This window comes from Rhodococcus sp. NPDC003348 (genome assembly GCF_053589375.1).
Genome location: NZ_JBSFRT010000014.1, coordinates 72,926 through 97,668 on the forward strand (window position 1 = coordinate 72,926; position 24,743 = coordinate 97,668).

19 protein-coding genes and 1 pseudogene are annotated in these 24,743 nt (G+C 65.0%); 10 read left to right on the forward strand and 10 right to left on the reverse strand.

Annotated features, from left to right (window positions below; genetic code table 11):
* Positions 1-556 precede the first annotated feature (556 nt).
* On the forward strand, positions 557-2,041 hold the full coding sequence (locus ACWDU4_RS11940) for a lipopolysaccharide biosynthesis protein (protein WP_450114112.1): 1,485 nt from the start codon (positions 557-559) through the stop codon (positions 2,039-2,041).
* 5 nt (positions 2,042-2,046) lie between these two features.
* Here ACWDU4_RS11940 and ACWDU4_RS11945 read toward each other — a convergent pair whose 3' ends face one another.
* From ACWDU4_RS11945 to ACWDU4_RS11955, 3 genes are all read right to left on the reverse strand, one after another.
* Positions 2,047-3,225: a glycosyltransferase gene (locus ACWDU4_RS11945; RefSeq protein WP_450114113.1), complete on the reverse strand. Its 1,179-nt coding sequence runs from the start codon at positions 3,223-3,225 to the stop codon at positions 2,047-2,049.
* A gap of 105 nt (positions 3,226-3,330) precedes the next feature.
* Positions 3,331-4,317 carry a hypothetical protein gene (locus ACWDU4_RS11950; RefSeq protein WP_450114114.1) on the reverse strand — a complete coding sequence of 329 codons (987 nt, stop codon included), beginning with the start codon at positions 4,315-4,317 and terminating at the stop codon, positions 3,331-3,333.
* Positions 4,318-4,461: 144 nt separating this feature from the next.
* Positions 4,462-5,085, reverse strand: a complete 624-nt coding sequence (locus tag ACWDU4_RS11955; RefSeq protein WP_450114115.1) for a YdcF family protein — start codon at positions 5,083-5,085, stop codon at positions 4,462-4,464.
* 528 nt (positions 5,086-5,613) lie between these two features.
* Between ACWDU4_RS11955 and ACWDU4_RS11960 the strand changes: the two genes are divergently transcribed.
* From ACWDU4_RS11960 to ACWDU4_RS11970, 3 genes are read left to right on the forward strand one after another with little or no spacing between them, the layout of a single operon-like run.
* Positions 5,614-6,351 (forward strand): hypothetical protein, encoded by a 738-nt coding sequence (locus ACWDU4_RS11960; protein WP_450114116.1) that lies wholly within the window; start codon positions 5,614-5,616, stop codon positions 6,349-6,351.
* Complete coding sequence (locus tag ACWDU4_RS11965; protein ID WP_450114117.1) at positions 6,351-7,679, forward strand: O-antigen ligase family protein; 1,329 nt, start codon at positions 6,351-6,353, stop codon at positions 7,677-7,679. Before ACWDU4_RS11960 ends, ACWDU4_RS11965 begins: the two co-directional genes overlap by 1 nt.
* A gap of 34 nt (positions 7,680-7,713) precedes the next feature.
* Positions 7,714-9,450 carry a DUF4082 domain-containing protein gene (locus ACWDU4_RS11970; RefSeq protein WP_450114118.1) on the forward strand — a complete coding sequence of 579 codons (1,737 nt, stop codon included), beginning with the start codon at positions 7,714-7,716 and terminating at the stop codon, positions 9,448-9,450.
* Between the two features lie 39 nt (positions 9,451-9,489).
* Here ACWDU4_RS11970 and ACWDU4_RS11975 read toward each other — a convergent pair whose 3' ends face one another.
* From ACWDU4_RS11975 to ACWDU4_RS11985, 3 genes and pseudogenes are all read right to left on the reverse strand, one after another.
* Positions 9,490-10,635, reverse strand: a complete 1,146-nt coding sequence (locus tag ACWDU4_RS11975; RefSeq protein WP_450114119.1) for an acyltransferase family protein — start codon at positions 10,633-10,635, stop codon at positions 9,490-9,492.
* A complete protein-coding gene (locus tag ACWDU4_RS11980; protein WP_450114164.1) occupies positions 10,632-13,241 on the reverse strand; it encodes a WecB/TagA/CpsF family glycosyltransferase in 2,610 nt (869 codons plus the stop codon). The genes ACWDU4_RS11975 and ACWDU4_RS11980 overlap by 4 nt, the downstream gene beginning before the upstream one ends.
* A gap of 21 nt (positions 13,242-13,262) precedes the next feature.
* A pseudogene (locus ACWDU4_RS11985) lies at positions 13,263-14,384 on the reverse strand (class I SAM-dependent methyltransferase); the annotation flags it as partial.
* 62 nt (positions 14,385-14,446) lie between these two features.
* On the opposite strand from ACWDU4_RS11985, the gene rfbC reads away from it, so the two are divergent.
* On the forward strand, positions 14,447-14,989 hold the full coding sequence (gene rfbC, locus ACWDU4_RS11990; protein WP_450114120.1) for a dTDP-4-dehydrorhamnose 3,5-epimerase: 543 nt from the start codon (positions 14,447-14,449) through the stop codon (positions 14,987-14,989).
* Positions 14,990-14,999: 10 nt separating this feature from the next.
* Here rfbC and ACWDU4_RS11995 read toward each other — a convergent pair whose 3' ends face one another.
* The 4 genes from ACWDU4_RS11995 to ACWDU4_RS12010 are packed head-to-tail and all read right to left on the reverse strand — an operon-like array spanning position 15,000 to position 18,744.
* On the reverse strand, positions 15,000-16,040 hold the full coding sequence (locus ACWDU4_RS11995) for an NAD-dependent epimerase/dehydratase family protein (protein WP_450114121.1): 1,041 nt from the start codon (positions 16,038-16,040) through the stop codon (positions 15,000-15,002).
* A gap of 1 nt (position 16,041) precedes the next feature.
* Positions 16,042-16,692 (reverse strand): PIG-L deacetylase family protein, encoded by a 651-nt coding sequence (locus tag ACWDU4_RS12000; protein ID WP_450114122.1) that lies wholly within the window; start codon positions 16,690-16,692, stop codon positions 16,042-16,044.
* The gene (locus ACWDU4_RS12005) at positions 16,689-17,483 is read right to left on the reverse strand and encodes a glucose-1-phosphate cytidylyltransferase (RefSeq protein WP_450114123.1); all 795 of its coding nucleotides are present in this window, start codon (positions 17,481-17,483) and stop codon (positions 16,689-16,691) included. Before ACWDU4_RS12005 ends, ACWDU4_RS12000 begins: the two co-directional genes overlap by 4 nt.
* Positions 17,484-17,517: 34 nt before the next feature.
* Entirely contained in the window at positions 17,518-18,744 is a 1,227-nt protein-coding gene (locus ACWDU4_RS12010; RefSeq protein WP_450114124.1) for a class I SAM-dependent methyltransferase, read from the reverse strand.
* A gap of 274 nt (positions 18,745-19,018) precedes the next feature.
* Here ACWDU4_RS12010 and ACWDU4_RS12015 point away from each other — a divergent pair, with 274 nt between their 5' ends.
* The 5 genes from ACWDU4_RS12015 (at position 19,019) to ACWDU4_RS12035 (ending at position 24,741) form a co-directional block, all read left to right on the forward strand.
* On the forward strand, positions 19,019-19,504 hold the full coding sequence (locus ACWDU4_RS12015; RefSeq protein WP_450114125.1) for a GyrI-like domain-containing protein: 486 nt from the start codon (positions 19,019-19,021) through the stop codon (positions 19,502-19,504).
* Complete coding sequence (locus ACWDU4_RS12020; RefSeq protein ID WP_450114126.1) at positions 19,494-19,925, forward strand: hypothetical protein; 432 nt, start codon at positions 19,494-19,496, stop codon at positions 19,923-19,925. Before ACWDU4_RS12015 ends, ACWDU4_RS12020 begins: the two co-directional genes overlap by 11 nt.
* 191 nt (positions 19,926-20,116) lie before the next feature.
* Positions 20,117-20,740 (forward strand): hypothetical protein, encoded by a 624-nt coding sequence (locus tag ACWDU4_RS12025; protein WP_450114127.1) that lies wholly within the window; start codon positions 20,117-20,119, stop codon positions 20,738-20,740.
* Positions 20,733-22,868, forward strand: coding sequence for an Rv1355c family protein (locus ACWDU4_RS12030; RefSeq protein ID WP_450114128.1), 2,136 nt, complete (start codon positions 20,733-20,735; stop codon positions 22,866-22,868). Before ACWDU4_RS12025 ends, ACWDU4_RS12030 begins: the two co-directional genes overlap by 8 nt.
* A gap of 10 nt (positions 22,869-22,878) precedes the next feature.
* Positions 22,879-24,741: a putative bifunctional diguanylate cyclase/phosphodiesterase gene (locus ACWDU4_RS12035; RefSeq protein WP_450114129.1), complete on the forward strand. Its 1,863-nt coding sequence runs from the start codon at positions 22,879-22,881 to the stop codon at positions 24,739-24,741.
* Positions 24,742-24,743: the final 2 nt, after the last annotated feature.

Sequence of the window (24,743 nt, forward strand, 5' to 3'; positions counted from 1 at the left end):
CATCGCGATCCATCAGAAAGGGCCGATCGGGACAGGTTCGATGCGCACACTTCGCGTCGAAACCGAGCGGGCGGCAAGCGAGACCGAGGCGCACCCGCCAGGATGTGCCCGACATCCACTCGACTGTGACCCGAGATCGGGACAACGACCATTGATGTTATCACCGCCCCCGTCCGGTCAGTTGACACTTCACTCGCCGGGCCACTCGCAACTTCGGCGACATGCAATCACTCGAGATCCAATGCGGGAGAGGTAGATTCCGAACAGCGATCCATGGTCCACATTGACCTCGAACTCCATCGAGTCGACACACCACGGGTCCGAATCGAACAAGGAGGATCTCCGTGTTCGCTGATGCCGCTGATAACATCGAATGGCCGTTGGCTGCGACGGAAGGATCGCACCGATGCTGTTGGTGGCGGGGACGAGTGTCCGGTCGTTCACCTCGGGCGGTCGAAGCGACTGGCTCCGGTCTCGGGCAACGGACAGAGCTGGTGGGTTGATCCGGGTAGTGCACAGGCGGTAGGCCTGATGAGAACGACCATGTGGGGTCATCATGGCTGACGGCAGTTTGTCGTCGGGAATGCGATGGAGCGGTCTTTCCGTGATCGGTCGGGAAGTCTCCCGAACGGTGTTCACGATCATTCTGGCCAGACTCGTCGGGCCCGAGGCTTTCGGCATCGTCGCCTTGGGCGCCGTCTACATCGGGATCGTTGCCCTTCTGCTCGACCAGGGATTTTCGAGCGCGTTGATCCAACGACCCACAGTCGAGGCCGACATGCCAGGCGTCGTGGTCACGGTGAATCTCGCCGTCGGGGCGTCTTTGATGGTCGTGACCATCGTGATCGCCCCGGCCTGGGCCGCCTTCATGTCGACACCGGAACTAGCGCTGGTTCTTGTCGCACTCTCGCCGAGCCTGCTCGTGCGGGCTGCGTCGATCACCCCCCGCGCGTTGCTGCAGCGCCGCATGGAGTTTCGCACGATCGGAATCGCGGACGTCGTGGCGGCGATGACCGGAGGTGCGCTCGGGGTGGCGGTGGCGCTTGCGGGTGCGAGCTATTGGGCGCTGGTCGTCCAAGTTGTCTGCACCGATGTGGTTCTGTTGCTGCTATTGCTGGCGGTCGGGGCCGGAAGGAGGCCGAACCTGCGGTGGCAGCGGCTGCGAGAGATCGCATCGTTCTCGTGGCGGGCCTTCGCTGCCGGACTCCTGATCAACTCGGTGTCTCGGAACATCGACAACCTGCTGGTCGGCCGGTTCCAGGGGCCTCAGGCGTTGGCGTACTACGGCCTGGCTTATCGCCTGCTGCTACTTCCGGTCCAGTTGGCTACCACGACGGTGGGAACAGTGTTGTTTCCGGCGTTCTCGCGTCTTGCGGACAATCTCGAGTCACTACGTATCGACATGACCCGGGCGACGCGGGCCCTCGCGGCCCTGGCCCTGCCGGTCATGGCGCTTGTCGCTGCGGCTGCGCCGCAGTTGGTGCTACTGCTGTTCGGAAAACAGTGGGCGCCGGCCATCCCGATCGTTCAAGTCCTCGCAATGGCGGGTGCCGTGCAGGCGATCTATCAACCGTCGACGATGCCCCTGGTGCTGGGACTGGGGCATGCGAGGCTCAATCTTCGGTTTGCCTGGCTCACCACGATCGTCACCACAGTGGGCATCGTGTCCGGCCTGCCCTTCGGTCCCCTGGAAGTCGCTATAGGCTACAGCGCGGCCACCGGCATGTTGCTCCCCGTCGAGTGGTTCATCCGCGGCAGCCTGCTCCACATGACGCTGCGCAGCCAGGTCGCGTCACTGGTCCCCGGCGCTCACGTGGCGGCCTGGGTCGCTGCGGCCTACCTTGCAGTCTCGGTCGCCATCCCTGGACGCGAGCTGGTGGTCCTACTGCTCGGCGGACTGGCGGGGGCAGCGGCCGGCATCGGAGTGATGCGGCTGGTCCACAGGGCCCTGCTCGGTGAACTGGTGTACATGGTCAAGCGGATCTTGGGGACGGGTGAGCGAGACGAGTACCGCGCGGAGGCCCCCACCACTCGCGCCTGACATGTCTAGGGTTGACGGGTCGCTGCCAGCACCACCGGATGCATGCGTCGCTCCCACGAGACCTCGGCGACGAAACTCAGCCTCCGAGCTTCGGAGGTGTGCCCCATGGCGAGTGCTCGCGCGAGTCCGTCGGCCCAATCCGCTCGTTTGCTGATGTGCACGCGTTCGTCGTCAACTCCGTGGATCGGCGGCAGGTCGACCGACAGTACGGGGAGCCCGGCCGCGAGGTACTCGTACAACTTCAGCGGAGACATCGCGCGGATACAGGCGTGGTCACGGTGCGGGATTATTCCGATGTCGCACGCCTGCACCGTTGCGGCTAGTTCACGCTGGCTGACGGGGCCGAAGAGATGAACGTTGTCCAGCGAGCGCAGGTACTCGATCGTGCTGGGGTCGCCCGGGTAACCGACCATCACCAAAGACCCGACCCGGTCCGCGGTCACCTTCACCAGAGCTGGCTCGAGGCGGTCGTCAATGGTGCCCGTGTACACGGCGCGCGGTCTGGGCAGGGCGGCAATACGATCCGGCTCCGGGAAGCGCCGGCGCCAGACTTCGCCGATTACGCCGTTCGGAACGACGCTGGTGCGCGGAGACAACCGCCGGGCAAGCTCTTCGGATACTGCGAAGATTGCCCCCGCGCGCTCGTCGATGCGTTGATAGGCCACCCGGAACAAGTCCCACCACTGAGCCAGCGCGTCGCCGCTCGCCCAATCATCCTGGCCGACATACACGATGTTGCTGATCCAGGACGCATCGCAGAACGCAGCGACGAACGGGTGGTACGTGACCAGCGCGGCGGATGCCGGTTGGGCCGCCTGTTCGCCGCGGGCACGCGCCAGCGCGCGACCGAGCAGAGCGCCGTACCGACGGTAGGAGCGTTCGACCGCGTTGAGGCCGGTCGATTCCACAGTCCTGAGCCGGTGTGGCCGAACCCGGGTGGCGGTCCGATCGGCGATCGTCACCGGATCGTCCAGCCGGACGGGCCGGCGGCGCACGGCAGACGCGATGTAGGAGCGCCATGCGTCGGCGACCAGCAGGAGCCCCACGCGGTCGCTACCGGCCAGCGCAAGCAGAGTCTGGTCGGTAGGTCGGCAGAACTCCCGACCTACCGCGTCGTCGAACATCTCCATTCCGAATGTGAAGACGACGTCCGTTTCCGTTGTGGCCGACGATCCTCGCTGCACGACTCGAATTCTACGCAGCGCAATCGTGCACGGCTCGCTGTCAGGTGTGTTCGCCGCAAGATCTCGAGTGAGGTCGGATGCGTTGTCCCCACGCATCAGGGTTGGTCAGACGCGTTCGAGCCAGATCTCGCGCCAGAACGATACGAACTCGCGCGGACAGTTGGCGTTGTACACGCCGGCGCAGACGATGCCTTCCAGGACGATACAAGGGTTCTTCATGACAAGGAGCCTGCCGGTCTTCTCGTCCAGGCATCTGGTCACGCGCGAGTGCACTCGCGCGGTCCGGCCGCAGTAGCGGGACATCTCCTCGTCGAAGCCCATGCCGCGGTTGAGTCGGCCTTCGTTGAGGGTGGCCATTATCTGCTCCTTGGTCTTGATTCGGACCATCTCGCCTGGCCGCAAGTCGAGATGCTCCGTTGGAGTTCTGCCCATCAGCCTTCCGACAACGAATCCCCAGCGCTGGCCGTCTCGAAACCGCAGCCTGCGAGGCAGTGTCCGAGTACTGACGTCTTGCAGACGGTTGAAGAGTGCGACGCCGAACGCCCTTAGCGACTGGGTCGGCGTCACGTTGCCGCTCGTGACATCCGTTCTGAATTGGCGGAGGTCGCGAAATGGCAGGCAGGTGGGTGCGGCCCGCAGCAACTCTGTTGCCTGGCAGGAGTATCGGTCCTCGCCGTCCGGGCCAGGCTCCTTGTGCGCGTTGGCCTCCAAGAGCGGCAGTTCGACCCTTCGGTTGCTCGACGTCGATCGCGTCCCGGGCTCGATCCGCTTGAGCCAGACTTCTTTCCAATACAGTGAGCAAGCGGTCTGGCAGCCTCCGTGTGAGGCACCGTCACATCTGGACCCGGTGAGGTGCACGGTGTTCTCCATTCGGTGCATCCCGCTGCCACCAATCGTGTCGCAGAGTTTGTGAGCCACCTTGCGAACCGTCAGCTGTTTTCCGCAGAATGCAAGCATCTCGGGCATGAACGGGAGATTTTCGAATTCGCCCCGTTCGTCGAGGCTGGAGAGGATCTCGTCGGCACTGCGGACCTCCACCAGGTCGCCCGCACGCAGGCCGAGGGTAGTTGGTGGGAGCATGGGCCGCGACATTGTCGATGCACTCCTAGGCCAGGCCCGGTCAGCCCATCGAGGTGACCGCGGCGAACGGCATTCCGCATTCGCAAGAACAGGCAGCGCCCGCGCTCGCACCGTGTCGAGCCAGATACTAGCACCATCGCACGTTGAGACCGATTGTCAGCATCCCGGCTGCAGGACCGCCTTCAGATAGCCCACCGATTGGTAGGCGTACTCGTAAAACCATCGGGGAGATGATATTTCGCCTGGGCTTGCCACCATCGTCAGTTCCCCGTCGAAGCAGCGCTCCAGGATGAACCGGGCGCGCGAAATGTGCGGCGTAAATGTCACGACGATGACGTGATTCCAGTGGTACTGCTCGGCCAAGCGGTTCAGTTCCTTCGCTTCCCCTCGAGTCGTCGGCGGATCAGGAACAAAGCAGAGCAGCTCGAAATCGGGGTGGGGCTCCGCGCACGCCTTTGCCATCCAGTTATCACTTACCCCAGCAGGATTCGAGAAGATGACCTGCGGCGCCCACCCGTTCTGTGCGAGCTCGATTCCGTACGGGTATCGGCTCCAGTCAGCGCCACCCAGAACGATCACAGCGTCGGCCGGTCGAAGGGGATCGATCTGTGGGTGTACATATACGGGCACCCCACCAGCCGTCATTGCTGCAATCAGCAGGCTGATGACAACCACCCATCGGCGGGCGCCGACACGACTTTTGCCCGCCACTGTCGCGGTGTATCCGGCTTCGCCCACGGTGCCTCCGGCTTCGCCCACGGTGCCTCCGGCTTCGCCCACGGTGCCTCCGGCTTCGCTGACGTCGTCCCAGCACGCCCGGCCATCGTCAAGCGTTCTTGCCAATGCCGTGCAGGGAATGGAATTGAGAGTGCTGTCTGAGCTCCTTGGCCCCTCGGTGCCTCCAGGCTACCGCTCCCTTCACCGCTGCTGAAGTTGCTCATCGGAGTGGTCAAACGACAAACGGTGACCTGCTGGGCGGTGCCGTATTTGCGAGTCGGCGAGGTCTGGGAGCCCTATCGGAGCCCTGCTTTGCCGCCGACCCGCCAGTCTCGAGCTTCATCATGGGTGGATGGCTTGCTGCTGGGTGGTGAACCAGTCGAGGTGCGGCGAGGCAGTGGTGCACACCCGTCACCGGGGTTGTAGCGGTGTGAGCCGTCTGAACGGAAGCGGTTTGTGTGGGTGCAAGGAAGGGTGAAGTTGGTACCATGGAACCCATTCGATTCGCGCGCCGGTCAACAAGACTTAGAGACGGATTCAATTCGAAGAAGCGGATGGCCTCCGCCGATTCGACGGCGAGTGGGAGTTGGCGTGGACCTCTTCGACGTCGGACGATCCTGTGCCCGACGCTGGTACGTCTTCGTCCCGCTGATGCTGATTGTCGGGTGGTTCGGTTATTCCTTGTACTCGGGTGTGAAGCCCACCTACTATGCGAATGTCGCAATCGGTTTCGCTCCCCCCAGTGTGGTGCCGCCCGATGTCGGTGAGGTGCGGAGCAACGGTCTGGTGGACGCCGGAGGGGCACCACTCATCGCCAACCTGCTGGCGATCGGGTTGCGGAGTCCCGCTGTGGTTCAGCAGGTCGTCGCCGCGGGCGGGCAGCCCGGGTACTTCTCCAAGGTGATGGAACTTCCGCCCCCAGTCGGTCAGTTGCCCCTGGTCATGGTTGAGGTCACGAACCCCGACCCAGCCGCTGTCACGAAGACACTCGAGTTGGTTGCGGCACAGGCTGACGTGACGCTGCGAACTCTGCAGCGAAATGCCGGAGTGCCCGAGGACCGGATGGTTGCGGTGTATCCGGTGCAGGCACCGAGCGATCCGGTGCCGGCAATGCCCAGCAGGATACGATCGACGGTAGCAATACTTCTCGCAGGTATGGGACTTGCCGTGCTTGCCGCAGTCCTAGTCGACCTTGTGATGCTGCGGCGTCGGGAGAAGACGCCGCCTGGTTCGGAGCGTGCGAGTGAATCCAACGGCGCCGATCCGCGGGCGCCAGTGATGGACGGTGTGGTGGGAAAGACGGGTCGTAGCGCGGATTCGGTCGACTGATGTCTGCTCCCGCCCCGGTGACCGCGCCGGTCAGGACCGATGTGTCGGCGCCGAGTCGACCGGTCGGCGAGCCGACACCATGGGTGGTCGGGTTCTTCTGTCTACTCGTTCCCGCGTTACCGACGATCTCCGTTTTCCCCGGCCCGCTCAAAAGCAACGGATCACCCGCACGAATGATGGCTGTCGCGTTCTTCGCACTTGCCGTGACGGGCTTCGTCCTGGCGAGGCGCCGAGGCGGTCGTCAGGTGGTGAACCCGGGTGTCATCCTCATTGTCGTCTACTTCCTTCTCCAGCTTCTGATCTACGGGGTCGGGATCCTGCATCTGGACGGTTCCGTCGTAGAGGCGACGAAGACGCGGATGGCCATCGGGCTCATTGCGAATGCGGGTGTGGCGCTGTACGTACTCCACACGGTCAGGACAGTTCGACAGAGATCGATCGTCATGGGTCTGCTAGCCACCGGAATCACCTTCGCGTGTTTGGTTGCATTGCTGCAGAATTTCACGGGAATCGATCTGCGACTTCTGTTCCAACCGCCGGGATTCGTGCTGAATCTGGAGGTCGCCGGCATTGCCGAGCGGAATGGAGCCTTTCGTGTCGTCGGTACCTCACAGCACCCCATCGAGTTCGCGGTTCTGGCCGCGGTGGCGGTTCCATTGACGCTTCACCTCGCGCGGTTTGCCAATAGGCCGCTCTACCGGCGGTGCGCGGCCGGAGGCTGTCTGGTCGCCGGATTCGCCATGCCTGCGGCGGGCTCACGGGCCGGAGTGGTTGCGCTCGTGGCTGCCCTCCTCACGTACATGTTCGCGTTCACCGTTCGTCAGCTCGCCAATGGGATTCTGATCGGAATCGGAGTTGGCTTGGCTTATGTGGCAGCTGCTCCCGATTCCGCCTATGCCCTCTGGCTCACAGTGGTCATGGCAAAGGAGGACGGAAGCGTGCTCAGCCGCCTGGCCGACTACAGCACCGTATCGCGCACATTTCATGAGCATCCGTGGTTCGGGCTCGGCCTCGGCGGAAATCCGCCGACCGTGTACGGATTCCTGGACAACGAGTGGCTGCAGGCGATAGTGCAGGGAGGCGCTGTTGGATTGGTGGCGATGTTGCTTGTGATGACGGGCGCTGTGGCCGGAATGGTCACGTCGCTGCGGGCGGCGAGGTCACCGCGGGAGCGTGATCAGACATACGCAATCGGGTCCGCGCTGATCGGGATCATTGCATCGACCTTCACATTCGATCTGTTCACCTATCAGCAGGCGACATTCGTGTACTTTCTGCTATTCAGTCTCTTGTGGTCCGCCTGGCGTCGCGATGTTCACGGTCCATAGAGGCTGCCAGCGCCGACAGATTCGCAGCCCCGCAATGGCGGTACTCGCGGCGATGGCGATCGTCTGCGGGTCATGCGTGTCGACGAGTCCTTTCCCTGACACGGCCGTCTCTACCAACGGCACGATCTGGTCGGACGCGGTCGTTCCGCCGGTTCCGGTCGAACCGGACACCGGTCCGGCCGCGGTCGGAACCGAGTTTTCTCCGGTGAGTGAGGGCGAAATCTCCGCGGTGCGCTTCTATCAGGGAAGCGAGGACATGAAAGTAGACAGTGCGACCCTATGGACGTCGGAGGGTACCGCGTTGGCGACCGTGCCGGTTCCCGAGGGCCCGGCCGGATGGCGTGAGATCCCCTTCGAGAAGCCTGTGCCGGTGAAGGCCAATGAGGACTATGTGGTTTCGTACAACGCCCCGCGAGGCGGCTATCCAACCGATAGTCATACGTTCGTTCTGGGGCATACCGTGACCAGCGGCTGGTTGACGGCTCGAGGGGGCGTCTACGCCCGCGGCAGCGGGTTTCCGAACAATCGGAGCGCCGGAGTGAACTACTACGTCGACGTGTTGTTCACACCGACCGGCCCTACGCTGCGCCCAATCGATGGCGGCACAGGGTATTACGACGCGTTCACCAGCTCGCTCCCCGTAGCGGAGGACTTCTTTCCGATCGGGGTCTGGTTCACCAACACTGAGTCCGCTCCGGATGTGGCGGCCGATCGCGCGATGGGTCTCAACACTTATGTCGAGCTCACCGAGCAGAGCAACATCGGTCTCATCGCCGACAGTGGGATGTTCGCGATTCCGAGTCACGGCGATCCGCGCGCGGCCGGCCGGCTGACAGCCGACGAAGCCGATATGTGGGCCGGGGCGGGAGATGCTGCGTGGACCGGGCGCAGTCCGCCCGACAGTCCCATTTGTGCCCCGGCCGAGGCGGGGTGCGGGTACACAGTGATGTCGACAATGCGTCGAACGGTACCGCCTGGCGTGATGGTCTACGCGAACTACGGCAAAGGCGTCACCTTCTGGGAGCCCAGGGACGCTGCCGCACAGTTCGTGAACGACTTCCAGAACGTTGTCTCGGCCGACAACTATTGGTTCACCGACCCGAGTATCTGCCGCGCCGACGAGGGCGGGGCATTGCTGACGAACGGGGCACGGTCGCTGTCGAACTCGGAATGCCGCCTCGCTTCGAACTACGGCGTCACCACGAAGTACATCCGTTCCCTCGTTCAACCGAAGGCCGCGGTCCCGGTGTGGAACTTCGTCGAAGTTGGGCACCCGTTCGCCGAGGGCGCCGATCGCGCCGTGACGGGACCCGAGATTCGCGCCGCCGTGTGGAGCAGCATCATCAACGGTGCACGGGGAATCGTCTACTTCAACCACAATTTCGGTGGACCGTGCCTCTCGTACAATGTGCTGCGGGATACGTGCGGGGACGCGGTGCGCGGAGATGTCATCTCGGTGAACGCCCAGATCCGGCGACTTGCACCGGTGCTCAATGCACCGTTTGTCGATGGGTTTGCGCGTACCGATGCGCCGATCGACCTGTCCGCCAAAATGTTCGACGGCAGCTTCTATCTGATGGCCGGATCGAAACGGGCAGAGGACACGGACGCCGTTGTCACTCTCTCGTGCGGCGGAGCCACGAGTGTCGAGGTGGTCGACGAGAACAGGTCGATCCCGGTCTCGGACGGGGTCTTTCGCGACGACTTCGCCGACGGCAACGCGGTCCACATATATCGGGTCCACGGCGGCGACACCTGCGGTTTGCGGTAGGCGAGTCCGGTCCGGACACGAAGTAGTGGGCGAGGACGGCTACCGAAGCCTGGCCCGTACCTTCTCGAAGGGCTTCTCGATCAGGTAGTACAGGACGACTCCGGCCAGGACTGACACCAGTACCTTGACCAGAATCACTGCTGCGCCAACCACCCCCGCGCTGGTCCAACCCCCGACGCCCATGTCGACCAGCTCGTCCATTCCGTAGTGCACGAGGTAGATGCTGTAGCTCGCGAGTCCGATAACCTGAACAAGGCGAACGCCCACCACGGAGTCGAAAACGTGTTTGAAAGTGGTTTGGGTGGCGGCGAACCCGTAGAGAATGATCGCGCACGTAGCGATGCTCTGAATGCTGAACCGGAAGGTGTCTCGGAACCACGGATCTCGGATGACCAGTGATGTGAGATAGGCCGCGAGTGCTGTCAGAGGAATCCAGGTCCGACCGAACAGACGTTGCAGGTACGACAGTCGTTGGTGACCCCACGAGAAGTAGACGACCGCGGTGAGGACTCCCCATCCGATGGCGTCGAATCTGGTGTCGGACCCGTAGTAGATGCGATCCGCCTCAGAGACGGAGGCGGACGTCGCGATCACGACACGAGCCGCCGTGCTGACCGCGACCATCGTGACGGCCAGCGCCGTCAGCCATTTCAGGGCCGATCTCATCCTCGCGACCAACAGCCAGACAACCGCGACGACGACGTAGAACTGTTCCTCGATGGACAGGCTCCACACGACGCCACTGCCCGGAAGAACGCCGGCCATCCGCCCCTCGGCCTTGAACCAGTTGTAATAGAAGAACGTCTGGGCCGAGAATGCGGACCAGTCCACCCTGTTCCAGATCGCGAACACCAGTGTGGGGAGGACGATGATCGCTAACAACGGCGGCCCGATCTTCAACAGCCGACGGGAGTAGAACCTGCCGATGCCGAAGGCGCCTGTCCGGTCTCGCTCGCGGAGAAGGAGATATGTGATCAGGAACCCCGATATGCCGAAGAAGATCGTGACGCCGCTGCCGCCGGGAACGATGCCACCCAACCCGGCGTGCCCTATCACGACGAGCATCACAGCCAGCGCACGCATCGCGTCGACGTGGCTGTAGCGAGATCCTCCGGCGGTGGCGCCGCGGGCTGGATGCGGGCGATGTGTGGGAGGTCGCGCGGCTACTCTCGGATCTGCACTCATGGCGGCGAATCCCTCCTCGGGCGCATCCGGCCGGACCGACTGCTCGCATCCCGTTCCCAGGGCGGGGGTCCCGAGGTGCCGGGATTCCAGCGTGCTGCAAGGGCCATTCCTGCGTATACCACCGCATCCGCGGCGGATCCGGGTCCACGAATCGTGTGAAGCAATGTGCGGACGGTGCCCCCACTCGTTCGGCCCAGCAGCCGATCCTCGTGGATGGTGCCGCGGTGCCAGCGACGCAGGATCCGGAGCAGGTTCTTGGCGTCGGTGGGTGTGGTGACCACCGACGGTGGGGTTGGGACCACGGTCTTCTCGTCGGCCGCGAACTGCGCATCGACGAACAGGTCATCGGCTACGTGGTCGCTGAAGCGGCCCACGCGTTGGTGACCCGACTCGTTGAGTCCGTACACACCGGCGCCCCACATCGCAGTCCGGAACTCCGGAATGCGCTCCCGTGCGCGGAAGTAGCTGCGCACGAGGGTGCTGGCGCACCGGTGGTCGTAGCGAGACACCGGACGGGCCGCGAGCACATCCCCTTCTGCCAGTCGATCCAGCACTTGGAGTACCGCTGCGGCCGAGATCTGGATGTCGGCATCCAGATAGATCCGCGGCCACCACGTTGCAGCCTTGTCTCCCGCATCCAGCGCGGCAGGCTTCGACCCGCGGCCCAATTCGAGCACCGTCGTTCCCTGGACGGCACGGGCGATCTCGGCAGTTCTGTCGCGGCAACCGTTGCACACGACCACCAGTTCGAGGACGCCGCGTGTCGCGGCTCCGCTCAGCGGAGCGAGGGTGCGTTCGATCACGTCCGCCTCGTTATATGCGGGTACGATGACTGCGCCTCTACCCCTTTGTGCCGAATCGTAGTCGTCAGGTACCGATTTCGAGGCTGCGGGAAGATCCGCCCATCGCTTCCGATTCAAGAGCACGGCCAGCGTCCGGCGATGGTCGGCGTCGTACGAACGCAGCAACTCGGACAGCGCAACGCTTCCGCGTAACAGGGCCGAATACGGGGCGCTGTGGAATCGCGCGGAATAGCGGACTCGATTCACCGACAAAAGGGTGGTGAGCTCGGACGAGCTTCCAGATCCACCGCCACGATGTGTCACCACAGCAGCGGGTTCGAACCTCACTCGGTATCCTGCATCCCTGATCCTGCGGAAGTAGTCGGTCTCCTCCGAATAGAGGAAGAACTCCTCATTCCAGTCACCCACGTGACGGATCAGCGACGACCGGACGAGAACGGCTGCGCCGGTGGCCCAATCGATGTCGTGTGAACGCAAGTAGTGCGTGGAGCAGTGGTCGATTTCGGAGAGGACTGCGGGGCGTCTGCGCATCCTACGGCCGAACAGCGCATCGCCGACGGTTCGGGAGACGGAGGGCTCGCGCCGCACGGAATGATAGACAGCGCCGTCGCTGTCGAGGATCAGCGGCACCACTGCACCGACATGCGGATCGTCCAGTGCTGCAAGAAGATGTGTCACCGCGCCGCAGTGCAACAGAATGTCCGGGTTGAGGATCAGAACCGCAGTGCTCGGTTCCGTCAAGGGAAGGGCGGCATTGATGCCGCCGGCGTACCCGAGGTTCCCGCCGGTTCGGACTACTTCGATATCCGGCTGATTCTCGATGAACGTGACCGTACCGTCGTATGACTGGTTGTCAGCGACGATCACTCGGACCGCACGGTCGGCAGCGGTCACGCGCAAGCCTTCGATCAGTCCCGGGAGGTCGGACTCGCTGTTGTAGGTCACCACTACCACAGCCACCTCGGCCTGATCGCCGGGCGCGACGAATCTTCCTTGTGCCGCGTCGACTCGGTCGGACCTCGGTGGGACGGCCGCTGTCGCCCGCGACCGACACTCGAGGCGTAACAGCGAGGGCGGCGCTTCCACCAGATAGCGGTGCGCGAGTCGCCGCGGTTCTCGGCTCAGGCGCCACGCCCATTCGAGCCCTGCGTCCGCCACCCACTGCGGTGCTCGGCGAACCCGTCCGGCGAGGAAGTCCACCGCAGCGCCGAATGCAAGAAGCGCCCGCGCTCCGGTGACGGGCCCGAATTCGGAAATCCAGTTCTCCTGAAGTGGTTTTCCCAGCGAAACCACGAGTATCTCGACGCGCGCTTCACGGATCTCGAGCGCGAGCCGCATCGAGGCGGCCGAATTGGTCAACACGGACCGCTCAGGTGCCCAGGCGCCGACCGTCTCGAGCGTCGGAAACCGCTCCGCCATCGCCGTGAGCAAATGGCGATGCGTCGTAGGGGACCCGCCGAGGAACCCGACACGGACGCCGTCGGCTGCCGAGCGCGCGAGAATCGGCTCGAGGAGGTCGCTTCCGGACAGCTTCGGCCAGGTGCGTCCGGTCTCGGTCTTCGCCTTGCGGACCAGCGGGACTCCGTCGAGGAGGGTGAGCCATCTCTGTTCTTCGGCGATCGCACCGTCCTGCGAAATCGCCGGGGGGTGATTCGCCCAGGAGGCGTCCGTACCGAAGTGGTGAATGTGGTCCAAGTTCGCGGAAGCCACGGCCAGCGATCCGGCAGCCTCGAGTGCATCGAAGATGAGTTCGATGGCCGACTCGCGATCGAGCAGATCCACTGGAATCTGATCGACGACCATTCGGGGCCAGGGTGGTCGGGGCACCCTCGCGGTTCCGATGTGTTTCGTCCCTCGGCTCGCACCCGGTATCTCGACGATCCACCTGTCGGAAAGGTCGGGGTATCGGTGCCATAGTTCCGGGAGCAGGTCGGGAACGGTGACCAGCACTCGATCGGGGTCGGCTTCTAGCAGTTGTCGTGGAGAGACGATGGGGACATCGGTACCTGGCATGCGTCGGCCCCACTTGGCCTTCGATGCATCGGCGACGGCGGCGACGAGGTGGCGGTCGATCCCGGCGCGGGCGAACAAGGCCACGGCACGTGATGCGGCGCTGTACGCGAAGACACGTCGTCCGTCGGCGGCCATAGCCTCGAGCCAATCTCGAAGCGATGCGGCCTGCCTGTCGCAGCATTGCTGCAACTGCCGGACCTCTGACGGGTCGGTCGCGCCGAAAGTCCGCTCTTTCTGCAGGATCCGTTCGGCGGTGCCCGACTGGGAGGCACCCCGTCCGTGACGGGCGGAAACCAGGACCGTTCCGCCGTACAGAGGGAACTCCCACGCGTCGCTGATTGCCATCCCGACGCTCGTTAGCAGCCGCGTCAGTGCGGTCAGCGAGTAGTAGGCGAAGTGGCCGTGGCGCAGGGCGTTCCACTGACCCTGCTCGAGAATGGCGGCCAGTGAATGGAACTGGATGAGTAGCACGCCGTCGTCGGCTGTGGCCTTCGCGCGCTCCTGGAAGGCGAGGCGTTGGTCCGGCTCGTGCATGATGCCGAAGCAGTCCAGGACCAGCGACGCCGGTGTTCCCGTACGGGGGGCCCGATAGCCACGGTCGTCGAGGAGGGGGAGCCAGCTGCCCCCGTGTGGGCTGCCGAACTCGATCGCTGTTCCGCCGCGCAGCCACCCGGCGCCGTCGAGGATTCGAACGGCCTCTGCTGCTTGTTCTTTGAGTACCTGTGGCTCGACCCCCCGCGGCTCCTGCACGGTGGTGTCGTCCTCGGCGAGCTGCGCCAGCCCGCAGCGGCGGCACAGTTCCATCGCGAGGGGATGGGAGGTCTCGTCCGCGGACACCGGCGTCGACGCGGGAGGGAAGTGGTCCGCGGCCGGCACCCGACCGAGGTCGAGGACCCGCTCGGTGCTGGTGTCGCCGCAACCCCGGCATTTCATCACGCGACCCCCGCGGCATCGAATCGGTGGATTCCGGTGCCGGGACGGAGCAGGATGACGTCATGCGCGTCGAGACCACCGACCTGAAGGACGTTCTGGTATTCCGGCCCGAACCGTACCGGGACGAGCGCGGTCTGTTCACCCGCACCTTCGACGTCCGAGTGGGGGAGCGGGTGGGGGTTCGGTCGGCGGACTTCGTTCAGGACTCGCAGTCCCGGTCCGTGCGCGGCGTGATCCGTGGCATGCACGGGCGCGGGGGACGCGGCGAGGCGAAGCTCGTGCGATGTGCGCGGGGGGCAGTGTTCGACGTGCTCGTCGACATCAGGAAAGAGTCTCCGACCTTCGGCGAGCAGCAGGCGTTCACCCTCGATGATGTCGACTTCGCGCATCTCTACGTTCCGCCCGGCTTCCTCCACGGATTCCAGGCGCTGACGCGGGTCGCGGACGTCTGCTACCGGATCGATCGCGAGCACGACCCGGATGAGGACATCGCGGTTGCGTACGACGACCCCGACCTCGGCATCGCGTGGCCGCTGCCTGTGACGGTCGTCAGCGCCCGTGATGCCGGTGCCGGCGCGTGGGCCGATCTGATTGGTCGGCTCTGAGTACTTGCCTTCACCCATTCCCGGCCCCGATCGCCTGGGGTCGCATCGTCTCGTCCAGGCCGCCGCTGTTCCGAAGCAGCTCGAGGCGGGCGAGTCTGGTGAACCTGGAATTGAAGTCGGCCTCGTTCAGGCCCCACCGGGTGTACTGCTCGAACAACTCGACAGCTCCATCCGCAACGCTCCACCGGGCCTCGAATCCGCCCAGCATGGTTCGGATTGCGGAGAAGTCGACGCGGTACGAACGGGTATCCGGCCCGGATTGCCCTGTGATCACGACACGGGAACCGGGGACTGCGCCGGCAACTGCGTCGGCAATCTGAGCGACCGTGAGGTTGTTCGCTTCTGTTCCGACATTGTATGCGGCGCAGTGAATTCGGTGGGATGGGGCTTCGAGTGCGGCGGCGAACGCGGCCGCGATGTCCCGCGCGTGGACGAGAGGTCTCCACGGTGTTCCGTCGGACAGGACGCGCACCTCGCCGGTCAACAGTGCGAGCCCGACCAGATTGTTGAGCACGATGTCCGCACGGAGTCGGGGTGAGAACCCGAAGGCTGTGGCGTTGCGCAGAAACACCGGCGAGAAATCGGAATCGGCGAGCGCCATCACGTCGTCCTCGACCCGAACCTTGCTCTCGGCATAGGGAGTCAGTGGGCGTAAGGGCGCCTGCTCGGTGACGAGATCGTCGCCGGCCGACCCGTACACCGAACAGGTGGAGGCGTACAGAAACCGTTGCACACCAGCATCCTTCGCCAGGCGCGCCAGTCGTACCGATGCGAGATGGTTGATGTCGTAGGTGATCTGCGGTGCGAGAGATCCGAGCGGGTCGTTCGACAGGGCGGCCAGGTGGATCACGGCGTCGTACCCCGTCAGGTGAGACATCGTCACATCACGCAGATCAACGGCGACCGTCGGCGGGTCGTCCGGTGGTGGACCGAGAATGCAGTCCGCGAACAACCCGGAATCCAGCCCGACCACGTCGTGCCCTCTGGCACGCAGTACCGGCACCATGACCGTCCCCAGGTAGCCCTGATGACCCGTGACGAGGACACGCATGTCATTCCCCCTTGAACGTCAACGTTGCCTTCTCCACCACGAACGCCTCCGCGTGCGGATGGTGGCACTGGACACCCCGTAGCCGCGACAGTCCGAGGAAGGCGCGCTCGTCGAACCAGTCGTGGTCGGCCTGTGACGGGTAGTGCTTGAGGAGGATTCGGGCCTTCTCCTCGGCGATCTTCACCGGGAGCGGGTGGAACACCGTGGGGGTGGGCGCGTCGGTCTCCCACTTGAGGATCTCGTATCCGAGCACCAGGTGGTCACGGAACACGGTCGGGACCAACTCGGCGAGCAACCGGTGATCCTGGTGCGCGTCGCCTCGGTGCGGAGCGAACACCACGTCCGGGCTGACTGCGCCGCGAAAGGCCTCGAGAGCATGCTTGATCGGGTCCCAGTAGGCCGGCGCGTGACCGTCGGGGACATCGAGGACCGTCACCTCGAGATCGGCGTCGGGGCAGAGTGCGGCCAGCGCATGCCGTTCCTCGATCTCGCGACCCGTATCGGTTCCGGACAGCGTCAGGGCGCGTACGCGCAGCCCAGGATGCGAGGTGGCGAGGGTGAGCAGTGTGCCGCCTGCACCGATCGCGATGTCGTCGCAGTGCGCTCCCAGGACTGCCACCTCGTCGATGCGGGTGGGGCGGAGGTCGATCATGAGGTCGTCGTCGCTTCCTCGTCGGCCCACAGCATCCACGGGTGCTCGCCGCGGGCGAAGCCGGCGTCCAACTCGGCCCGCTCTTTGAACGTGTCGGCGGGTTTCCAGAAGCCCTCGTGTCGGTAGCCGAACAGGCGGCCCTCGCCGGCGAGGGTTCCACAGACGTCCGCGACGAGATCGCCACCAGGGGGAAGCAGATCGAAGATCTCCTGCGTGAGCACGAAGTAGCCGCCGTTCTCCCAGATCGGGAACTGCCCGATCGGCGTCAACTGTTTGATCTCACCGTTCTCGGCCACATCGACGCAGTGGAAGGACGACTGCGGCGGAACCACGAGCAGCGAGGCGACCGCGCCCGACTGGTGGAAACGCTCGATCACGAGGTCGAGCGGGGCGTCGGTGAGGACATCCGCGTAGTTGGCCAGGAAGCACCGATCCCCGTTCAGATACCGCCGGACGCGGCGCAGCCGTTCGCCTATCGGAGATTCGAGTCCGGTGTCGGCGAAGGTGATCGACCAGTCACTGATGTCGGTGTGCAGCAACTCGACCTGGTTGCCGTGGAGAACGAAGTCGTTGGATTGCTCCTCGTGATAGTCGAGGAAGTAGTCCTTGATCTTGGCGGCGCCGTATCCGAGGCAGAGGATGAACTCGGTGTGTCCGAAGTGGGCGTAGTAGCGCATGATGTGCCACAGCAACGGTCTCGGGCCCACCATTTGCATCGGTTTGGGGATCTCGTCGTCACGGGTGTTTCTCATGCGCATCCCGTAACCGCCGCAGAACAGCACGACTTTCATGGTGTCCGCCCTCCTTGCGAGCCCACCCGGGCGATCACGCCGCGGCCTTGTGCAGACGGGGGAGTGGAAATACGAGCTCGCCACCCCATTCCTTGATGTAGCGAAGTTGCGTGGTGAGCTCCGGTTCGAGGTTCCACGGCAGCGCGAGCACCACGTCCGGTCGGTCCTTGACGATCTGGGCCGGCTCGAGGATCGGAATCCGGGTCCCCGGTGTGAACCGTCCGTGCTTGTACGGGTTTCGGTCCACCGTGTACTCGAGCAGGTCGGGGCGGATGCCGCAGTAGTTCAGCAGGGTGTTGCCCTTGCCCGGTGCGCCGTAACCGACGACGGAGCGGCCCTCCATCCGGCGGTCGAGGAGGAAACGCAGCAGCTGGTGGCGGACGGACCGTGCCTGGTCGGCGAGGTGGAGATACCCGTCCACCTCGTGCAGGCCCGCCGCTGCCTCACTCGCGAGCACCTCGTGGACTCGTGTGCTTGCCGACTCGGCCACCCGTTCGGGTCGCGCCCAGATCCGGAGGGACCCGCCATGGGTGGAGAGCAACTCGACGTCGACGACGGCGAGCCCGGCGGTCGAGAGCGCACGGGCCGCCGACAGCACGGTGTAGTACTGGAAATGCTCGTGATAGACCGTGTCGAACTGGCCGAGTCCGACGAGATTCAGCGCGTGATGGACCTCGATGCTGAGCCACCCCGTGTCCGCCATCAGCGCGCGGAGCGACTGGGTGAATCCGAGCAGGTCGGGGACGTGCGCGTACACGTTGTTCGCAACGACCAGGTCAGCTGGCCCGAACTCGTGTCGCACGGCGGCCGCTGTCTCGATGTCGAGGAAGGCCGAGCGAGTCGGGACGCCGCGCTGCACGGCTGCGGCGCCCACATTGATCGACGGCTCGATCCCGAGACAGGGAATGCCGGCGCCTACGACGTGCTGGAGCAGGTAGCCGTCGTTGCTCGCGACTTCCACCACCCGTGAGCGGGCGTCGAGTCCGAGACGGTGCACGGTCTCCTCGACGAATCGCCGGGCGTGCTCCACCCAACTGTCGGAGTAGGACGCGAAGTAGGCGTACTCGGTGAAGGTGTCCTCGGGCCTGATCAATGCGGGGATTTGGAGGAGCAGGCAGTCCTCGCACAGGCGTAGGTGTAGGGGATACGTCGGCTCAGGGGCGTCCAACTGAGCGGCGGTGAGGAATCGCTCGCACGGCGGTGTCGCGCCGAGGTCGAGAACGCTCAGGAGGCGGTCCGAGTCGCACAGTCTGCACCGCATTGGTCTGTCTTCCCCTCGTGCGGACCTTCGAGTGGTGGACTGCGTCCAACTAACCACACTTTGCACCCGCTTTCAAGGGCAATAAAGTACTTGAAGTTTGTTTATATCCGACTTTTGAATCGTCGAGTTTGGTGCTCGAATGGTTTGGCGGGAATAGGGATTTCGTCATCAGGTCATGTCTCCCCAACGCCACGAATTCGCGGTTATGGTGGATCTGCGGTGACCGGACCGGGTGTCGTTGCGAGCAAAGGGAAACCCGTTCCGGGGAGGGAGCGTGGTGGAATTGCGGTCCGGGGAGATTGAAGTCGTCGAACTCGGCCAGACGTTCGTGGGGGGACTGCCGGTGCGAAGTCCCAAGCGTCCGTTGGGGATGCTGCGGGATCCGAATCTCGAGCGAGCCTGGTCCTCGGTGCTCAAGCAGAATCCCCCAGGGCCGCTGGCGTCGATCTACACGGATCATTCCGCCGAGGCCGGATCCTTCTACACCCAGGTCGTGGGTTACCGCTGCGAGTCGATCGAGGACGTGATGCGCGGTCATGTCATGGCCAGGATTCCGGGCGGACGGTATGCCCGGTTCGTGTCGACCGGCGAATTCCCCGACGTAGTGAGCAACCTGTGGCAGCAGGTGCGGGAGGCGGAGGATGCGGGGCGGATCGGCAGGGTCGCCGCCGGCGCTTACGAGTGCTACCCGCACGCGTACCGGATCGATCTCTACATCGCGGTCGACGCCCCGTCCCGGAGATCCGGTCATGAGCTTTGAGATCGTCAAGTGCGGCGTCGTCGACGTCGGAGGACTGGTCCTGCCGAATGTGGATCCAGCGTCGGGGGAGCGGTCGGGCGCGGGCGGGCTGATGGAATTCACCCGCGAACGCATACGTGAACGCGGCATCACCGAGATCGTGACGGTGTACACCCCGAACAAGGAAGGCGACTCGATCGCGGTCGTCGGGTACAGGTGCGACAGTGTGGAGCACCTCGCCGAAGGCGATGTGATGGTGCGGGTTCCGGCCGGCTACTTCGCGCGATTCGTCCCGGACGGACCTGTCGACGATCCGATAGCCGATGTGTGGAACCAGGTGGAGGTTGCGGCAAAGGAAGGGATGATCGACCGTGCCCTCGCCGAGGAAATCGAGATCACCCGCGCGCCGAACGGGTTCGAACTCTTCATCTCGCTGACCTAGGCGCACGCTCCGCGGATGGTCGGGTTTCCGGTACGAATCCGAACTCGAACAATCCGAAACTGGAGGCAGTGATGGCCCGTGCACTTTTCTGTGCAATTCGGGGGGCCGAGAAGAAATTCGAAGAGACCAGTGTGTGGGATCCGAGGTCGGAATGTCGATTCGTCGCGGCGCGACCGGACGAGGAACCCGAGTTGTGGTCGGCATATCTCGCCGGTGCGTTCGAGAGTTACTCGAAGCACGGTGTGGTCGAGGCACTGGAGTACGACCGCATCCGCGACGGCAGGACGACCACGCTGTTCTTCGTCGCAGTCGCGGCGGACGGCACCGTGAACGGCGGCCTGCGGGCGCAGGGGCCGTACGACGCTCCGGAACAGTCCCACGTGATGGAGGAATGGTCGAACCAGGTCGGGGAGGGTGCCGCGCGCGAGATGATCGCAGACCGCATTCCATTCGGCGTGGTGGAGATGAAAGCGGCCTGGGTTCGCGACGGGGCACCGAATCGGCGGGCCCTCACCCAGTCGTTGGCCTCCGTCGGGGTGTGCGCGCTCGAGTTGCTCGACGTTCAGTTCCTGATGGCATCGGCCGCCGATCACGTGCTGGACCTGTGGGCGTCGTCGGGGGGAGTGGTGGCCACCCGGATTCCTCCGGCGGCCTATCCGGACGACCGCTACCGCACGCAAATGATGTGGTGGGACCGTGACAGCCGCCGTATCCGAGCGGTGGCGCAGCAGTTCGCCCGCCTGTGGGCGGTGCACGAACCGGGCCGGTCCGGGGCGGTCCGGCAGGCCGGCGAGGACTGCGATGCCAGTGCATGAGCATGAGGATGACTACACGGCAACGCTTCTCGACGAGGGGTCGCCTGCCGATTCCTCGTACATCGTGGAGCTGCGTGAGGGCGATGGGGTGCGATGGCACGACGAGCTCGAGGCCCAGCGCGCAGCGCTCCGGGCACTCGTACCGGAGCCGCACCCGTCGATTCTCGACGAGTCGGCCCGGTGGGCCTACTACCCATGGCGGCGCGCGGCGGTACGGATCCTCGGCCCGACCGGCTACCGGCTGCTGCGGCTCGACCGGAACCGGAACAAGATCACCGACGACGAGCAGTTGCGCCTGGCCGAGCTGCACGTCGGCATAGTCGGGCTCAGCGTCGGGCACGCCGTCGCCCTTGCCCTCGCCCTGGAGTCCTCGGTCGGCGCGATTCGGCTCGCGGACTTCGACACCCTCGAGCTGTCCAACCTGAACCGGGTGCCCGCCACGGTGTTCGATCTCGGCGTGAACAAGGCGATCGCAGCCGCGCGCCGGATCGCGGAGATCGACCCGTACCTGCAGGTGTCCGTCTGGCCGGACGGGGTCACCGCGGACACGGTCGGTGCCTTCTTCGACGGTCTCGACCTCGTCGTCGAGGAATGCGATTCGCTCGATGTGAAGGTGGCGGTGCGGGAGGAGGCCCGTCGTCGTCGCCTGCCGGTTCTGATGGAGACCAGCGACCGGGGCCTGATCGATGTCGAGCGATACGACCTGGAGCCTGGCCGCGCACTGTTCCACGGTCTGCTCGGTGAACGCGACAGCGCGGAGCTGTCCGGGCTGTCGGCGCGGGACAAGATCCCGCACATCCTGCGAATCCTCGGCGCGGCGGACCTGTCGACCAGGATGGTTGCCTCCCTCATCGAGGTCGGCAGCACGATCTCCACCTGGCCGCAGCTCGGCGGCGACGTCCTCCTCGGCGGCGCCAGCGTGGCTGCGGCCGTCCGTCGGATCGGTCTGGGGCGTCCACTGCAGTCAGGGAGGGTTCGGGTCGACCTCGACGAGCGACTCGACGACGTGCGCGCCCCGATCGTCGAGGCCGGCGGCGACGCAGTCCCGGACCAGGCTGTCGAGGTCCTGCCGACGGACGGTCCGACCGCGGTTGCGCGGGCCGCCTGCCTTGCCCCGTCGGGAGGCAATGCCCAGCCGTGGCGGGTCGTGGTGACGCCGGACGAGTTGCGGCTGTACCTCGACCCCAGCCGGTCGACGGCGATGGATGTGCAGTACCGCGGGAGCCACGTGGCGATCGGCGCGGCGCTCTTCAACGCGCGAGTCGCCGCCGCCACCCAGGGACTGCTCGGGCCGGTCGAACTGTTCGGCGACGTCACCACGCCCGCCCTGGTAGCGACGATGACCTTCGGCTCCGGCACGGACCCGGAGCTGGCCCGCCGTTTCGACGGCGTGGTTCGGCGAGGGACCAACCGGCGGGCAGGCTCACGCCGACCGTTTCCCGGTGAGGTACGTGAGGCGCTGGCGGGAGCCGCGAGAGCCGAAGGTGCGCGCCTGGCTGTCGTCACCGAGCGGTCTGCCATCGACTCGGCGGCGAGGGTGTTCGCCTCCGCAGAGCGGATCCGGTTTCTCGACCCGCGGCTGCATGCCGAGATGATCGGTGAATTGCGTTGGCCCGGTGTGGATCGAATGGACACCGGCATCGACGTGCGATCGCTCGAACTTGACGACGCCGACCTCTCGGCTCTGCGGGTGCTGTGCCGGGCCGACGCGATGGAGGTGCTGGCCGACTGGGGGCTGGGACAGTCGCTGGGCGCGGCCAGCCGGGACCGGATCAGGTCCAGCACCGCCCTGGCGGCCGTCGTGGTGAGCGGAACAGATCCGGCGGATTTCGTTCGAGGCGGGTGCGCGGTGGAGTCCGTGTGGATCGCTGCCGAGGCTCACGGCTTGTCGGTGCAACCGATCTCGCCGGTGTTCCTCTATGGACTGGAGGAGGATGAACTGGCGGGGTTGGCCCCCGCGTACACGGCGGAACTGGCCGTGGGGAGTGCAGCATGGCGCGAGTTGTTCGAGGTCGATGGGGATTCCGCCCTCGCGTTGGTGCTGCGTCTGAGTCACTGCGCATCCGCGTCGGTCCAGAGTCGCCGCCGACGGCCCTCCACCGACCCTCCGGCTGCGTTCACGTCCTGAGGAGCTCGCCATGTCAGCACACACACTCGAGGAGCTCGTCACCGGCGTCGCCTCCCGTTTGACCGCGACCACCGCCCGGACTTGGGTGAACAGTGCCGAGGAGGTTCTGCACGACCTGGTCGACTACTTCGAACTGGACGCGTGTTTCCTGCGGCGTAACGACCACGACATCCGTGCGACGGTCCTCGTCGCGGAATGGCCGCACCGAACGGACGTTCCCGACCCGGATCCCCTCGCGGTTGTCTACTTCGAGAATGCCGACCCGGAATTTGCCAGGGCCGAGCACCTCAAGGAGGTCGGCTTCATCCGGCCAGGGGGGGAGGACACCGGCTATCAGGATCGCGTGACTGCGGGCTCGGGCATACCGGCGGTGACACTGGCGGCGATACCGTTGCTGTCCGGTGACGTGACGACCGGGACGTTGGGTTTCGTTCGATTCGGTGACCGGGACTGGACCTCGGCTGAAATCAATGTGCTCAAGGCGATCGCCGCACTTCTCACCCAGGTGCAGGAACGGGTGCGTGCCGAGAGCCTGCTGCTCTACTGGGCGCACAACGACGCGCTGACCGGGTTGGCCAACCGACGCTCGCTCGTCGAACAGCTCGATCGCCGGATGGCGTCCGGAGGGCGGGGTCCGGTGGCGATGCTGTTCCTCGATCTGGATCGGCTGAAGACCCTCAACGACTTCCTCGGCCACACCGCGGGCGACCGGTTCATCATCGAGATCGGTGCCCGGTTGGCGGGCAGATGCGCTCCCGATGACCTGGTGGCGCGGTTGGGTGGGGACGAGTTCGTAGTGGTTCTCGGAGCAGATGCGGGCGTGGATGAGGCGCGAGACGAGGCGGAACGGATCAGTGAGTTCGTCAACGAGCGGGTGACGCTCGGCAATGTGTCTTTCGGTCGCAGTGTGAGTATCGGGATCGCCGTGGGGACGCCAGGCGAATGCACGGCCGTCGACCTGTTGTGGCAAGCCGACCAGGCCGTTATCGCGGCGAAAGCGCGGGGCGGCAACGCGATAGCTGCGTTCACTGAGGACATGCGCGCGGAGATCGAGGTTCGGAGCATCATCGAACTGAGCCTCAGGTCGTCGATCGACGAAGACCGGCTCCACCTCGTGTACCAGCCGGAGGTCGATCTGCGGACCGGTGAGATCCTTGCGGTCGAAGCGCTGGCGCGGTGGGACCATCCGGCGCTGGGGCTGCTCTTGCCGCAGTCGTTCATCTCGGTTGCCGAGTCGACCAATCTCGCGGGTGAGCTGGGGGCGTGGGTGCTGCGTCGGGCGTGCAGTGACTACGCGCGGTGGCGTGCGGAGATTCCTGGGCTCGACGTCACGCTTCGGGTGAACGTGTCTCCGGCGCAACTGGTGGGGCTCGAGTTCCTCGACGTCGTCTCGCGGATCCTCGACGAGTACGGTGTGACAGGGGATCGGATGTGCCTTGAGATCACCGAGAATGCGGTCGTCGGCGATCTCGATCGCACCCGTGTCGCGCTCCAGGGGCTGGCCGACCTCGGGGTGCGGGTGGCGATCGACGACTTCGGGACCGGGTACAGCTCACTGGCCCAACTCAAACAGCTACGATTCAACGTGCTGAAGGTCGACCGCGAGTTCGTGCGCGACCTCGGCAATTCTCCGGGTGACCTCGCGATCGTCAAGTCCATTGTGGGACTGGCCAAGTCGTTCGATCTCGACCTGGTGGCCGAAGGGGTGGAGACCGAGACGGCCGCGAAAGTGCTTCTGGGGTTGGGCTGCAACCGTGCTCAGGGTTACCTGCTCAGCCCACCCGTGACGGTGGAACGCTGCGGCGACCTGCTCCGCACCGGGTGGATTCCGGTGGCGGCGTCTCTACCCACGCCCCCTAGTCTCAACGTCTAGCG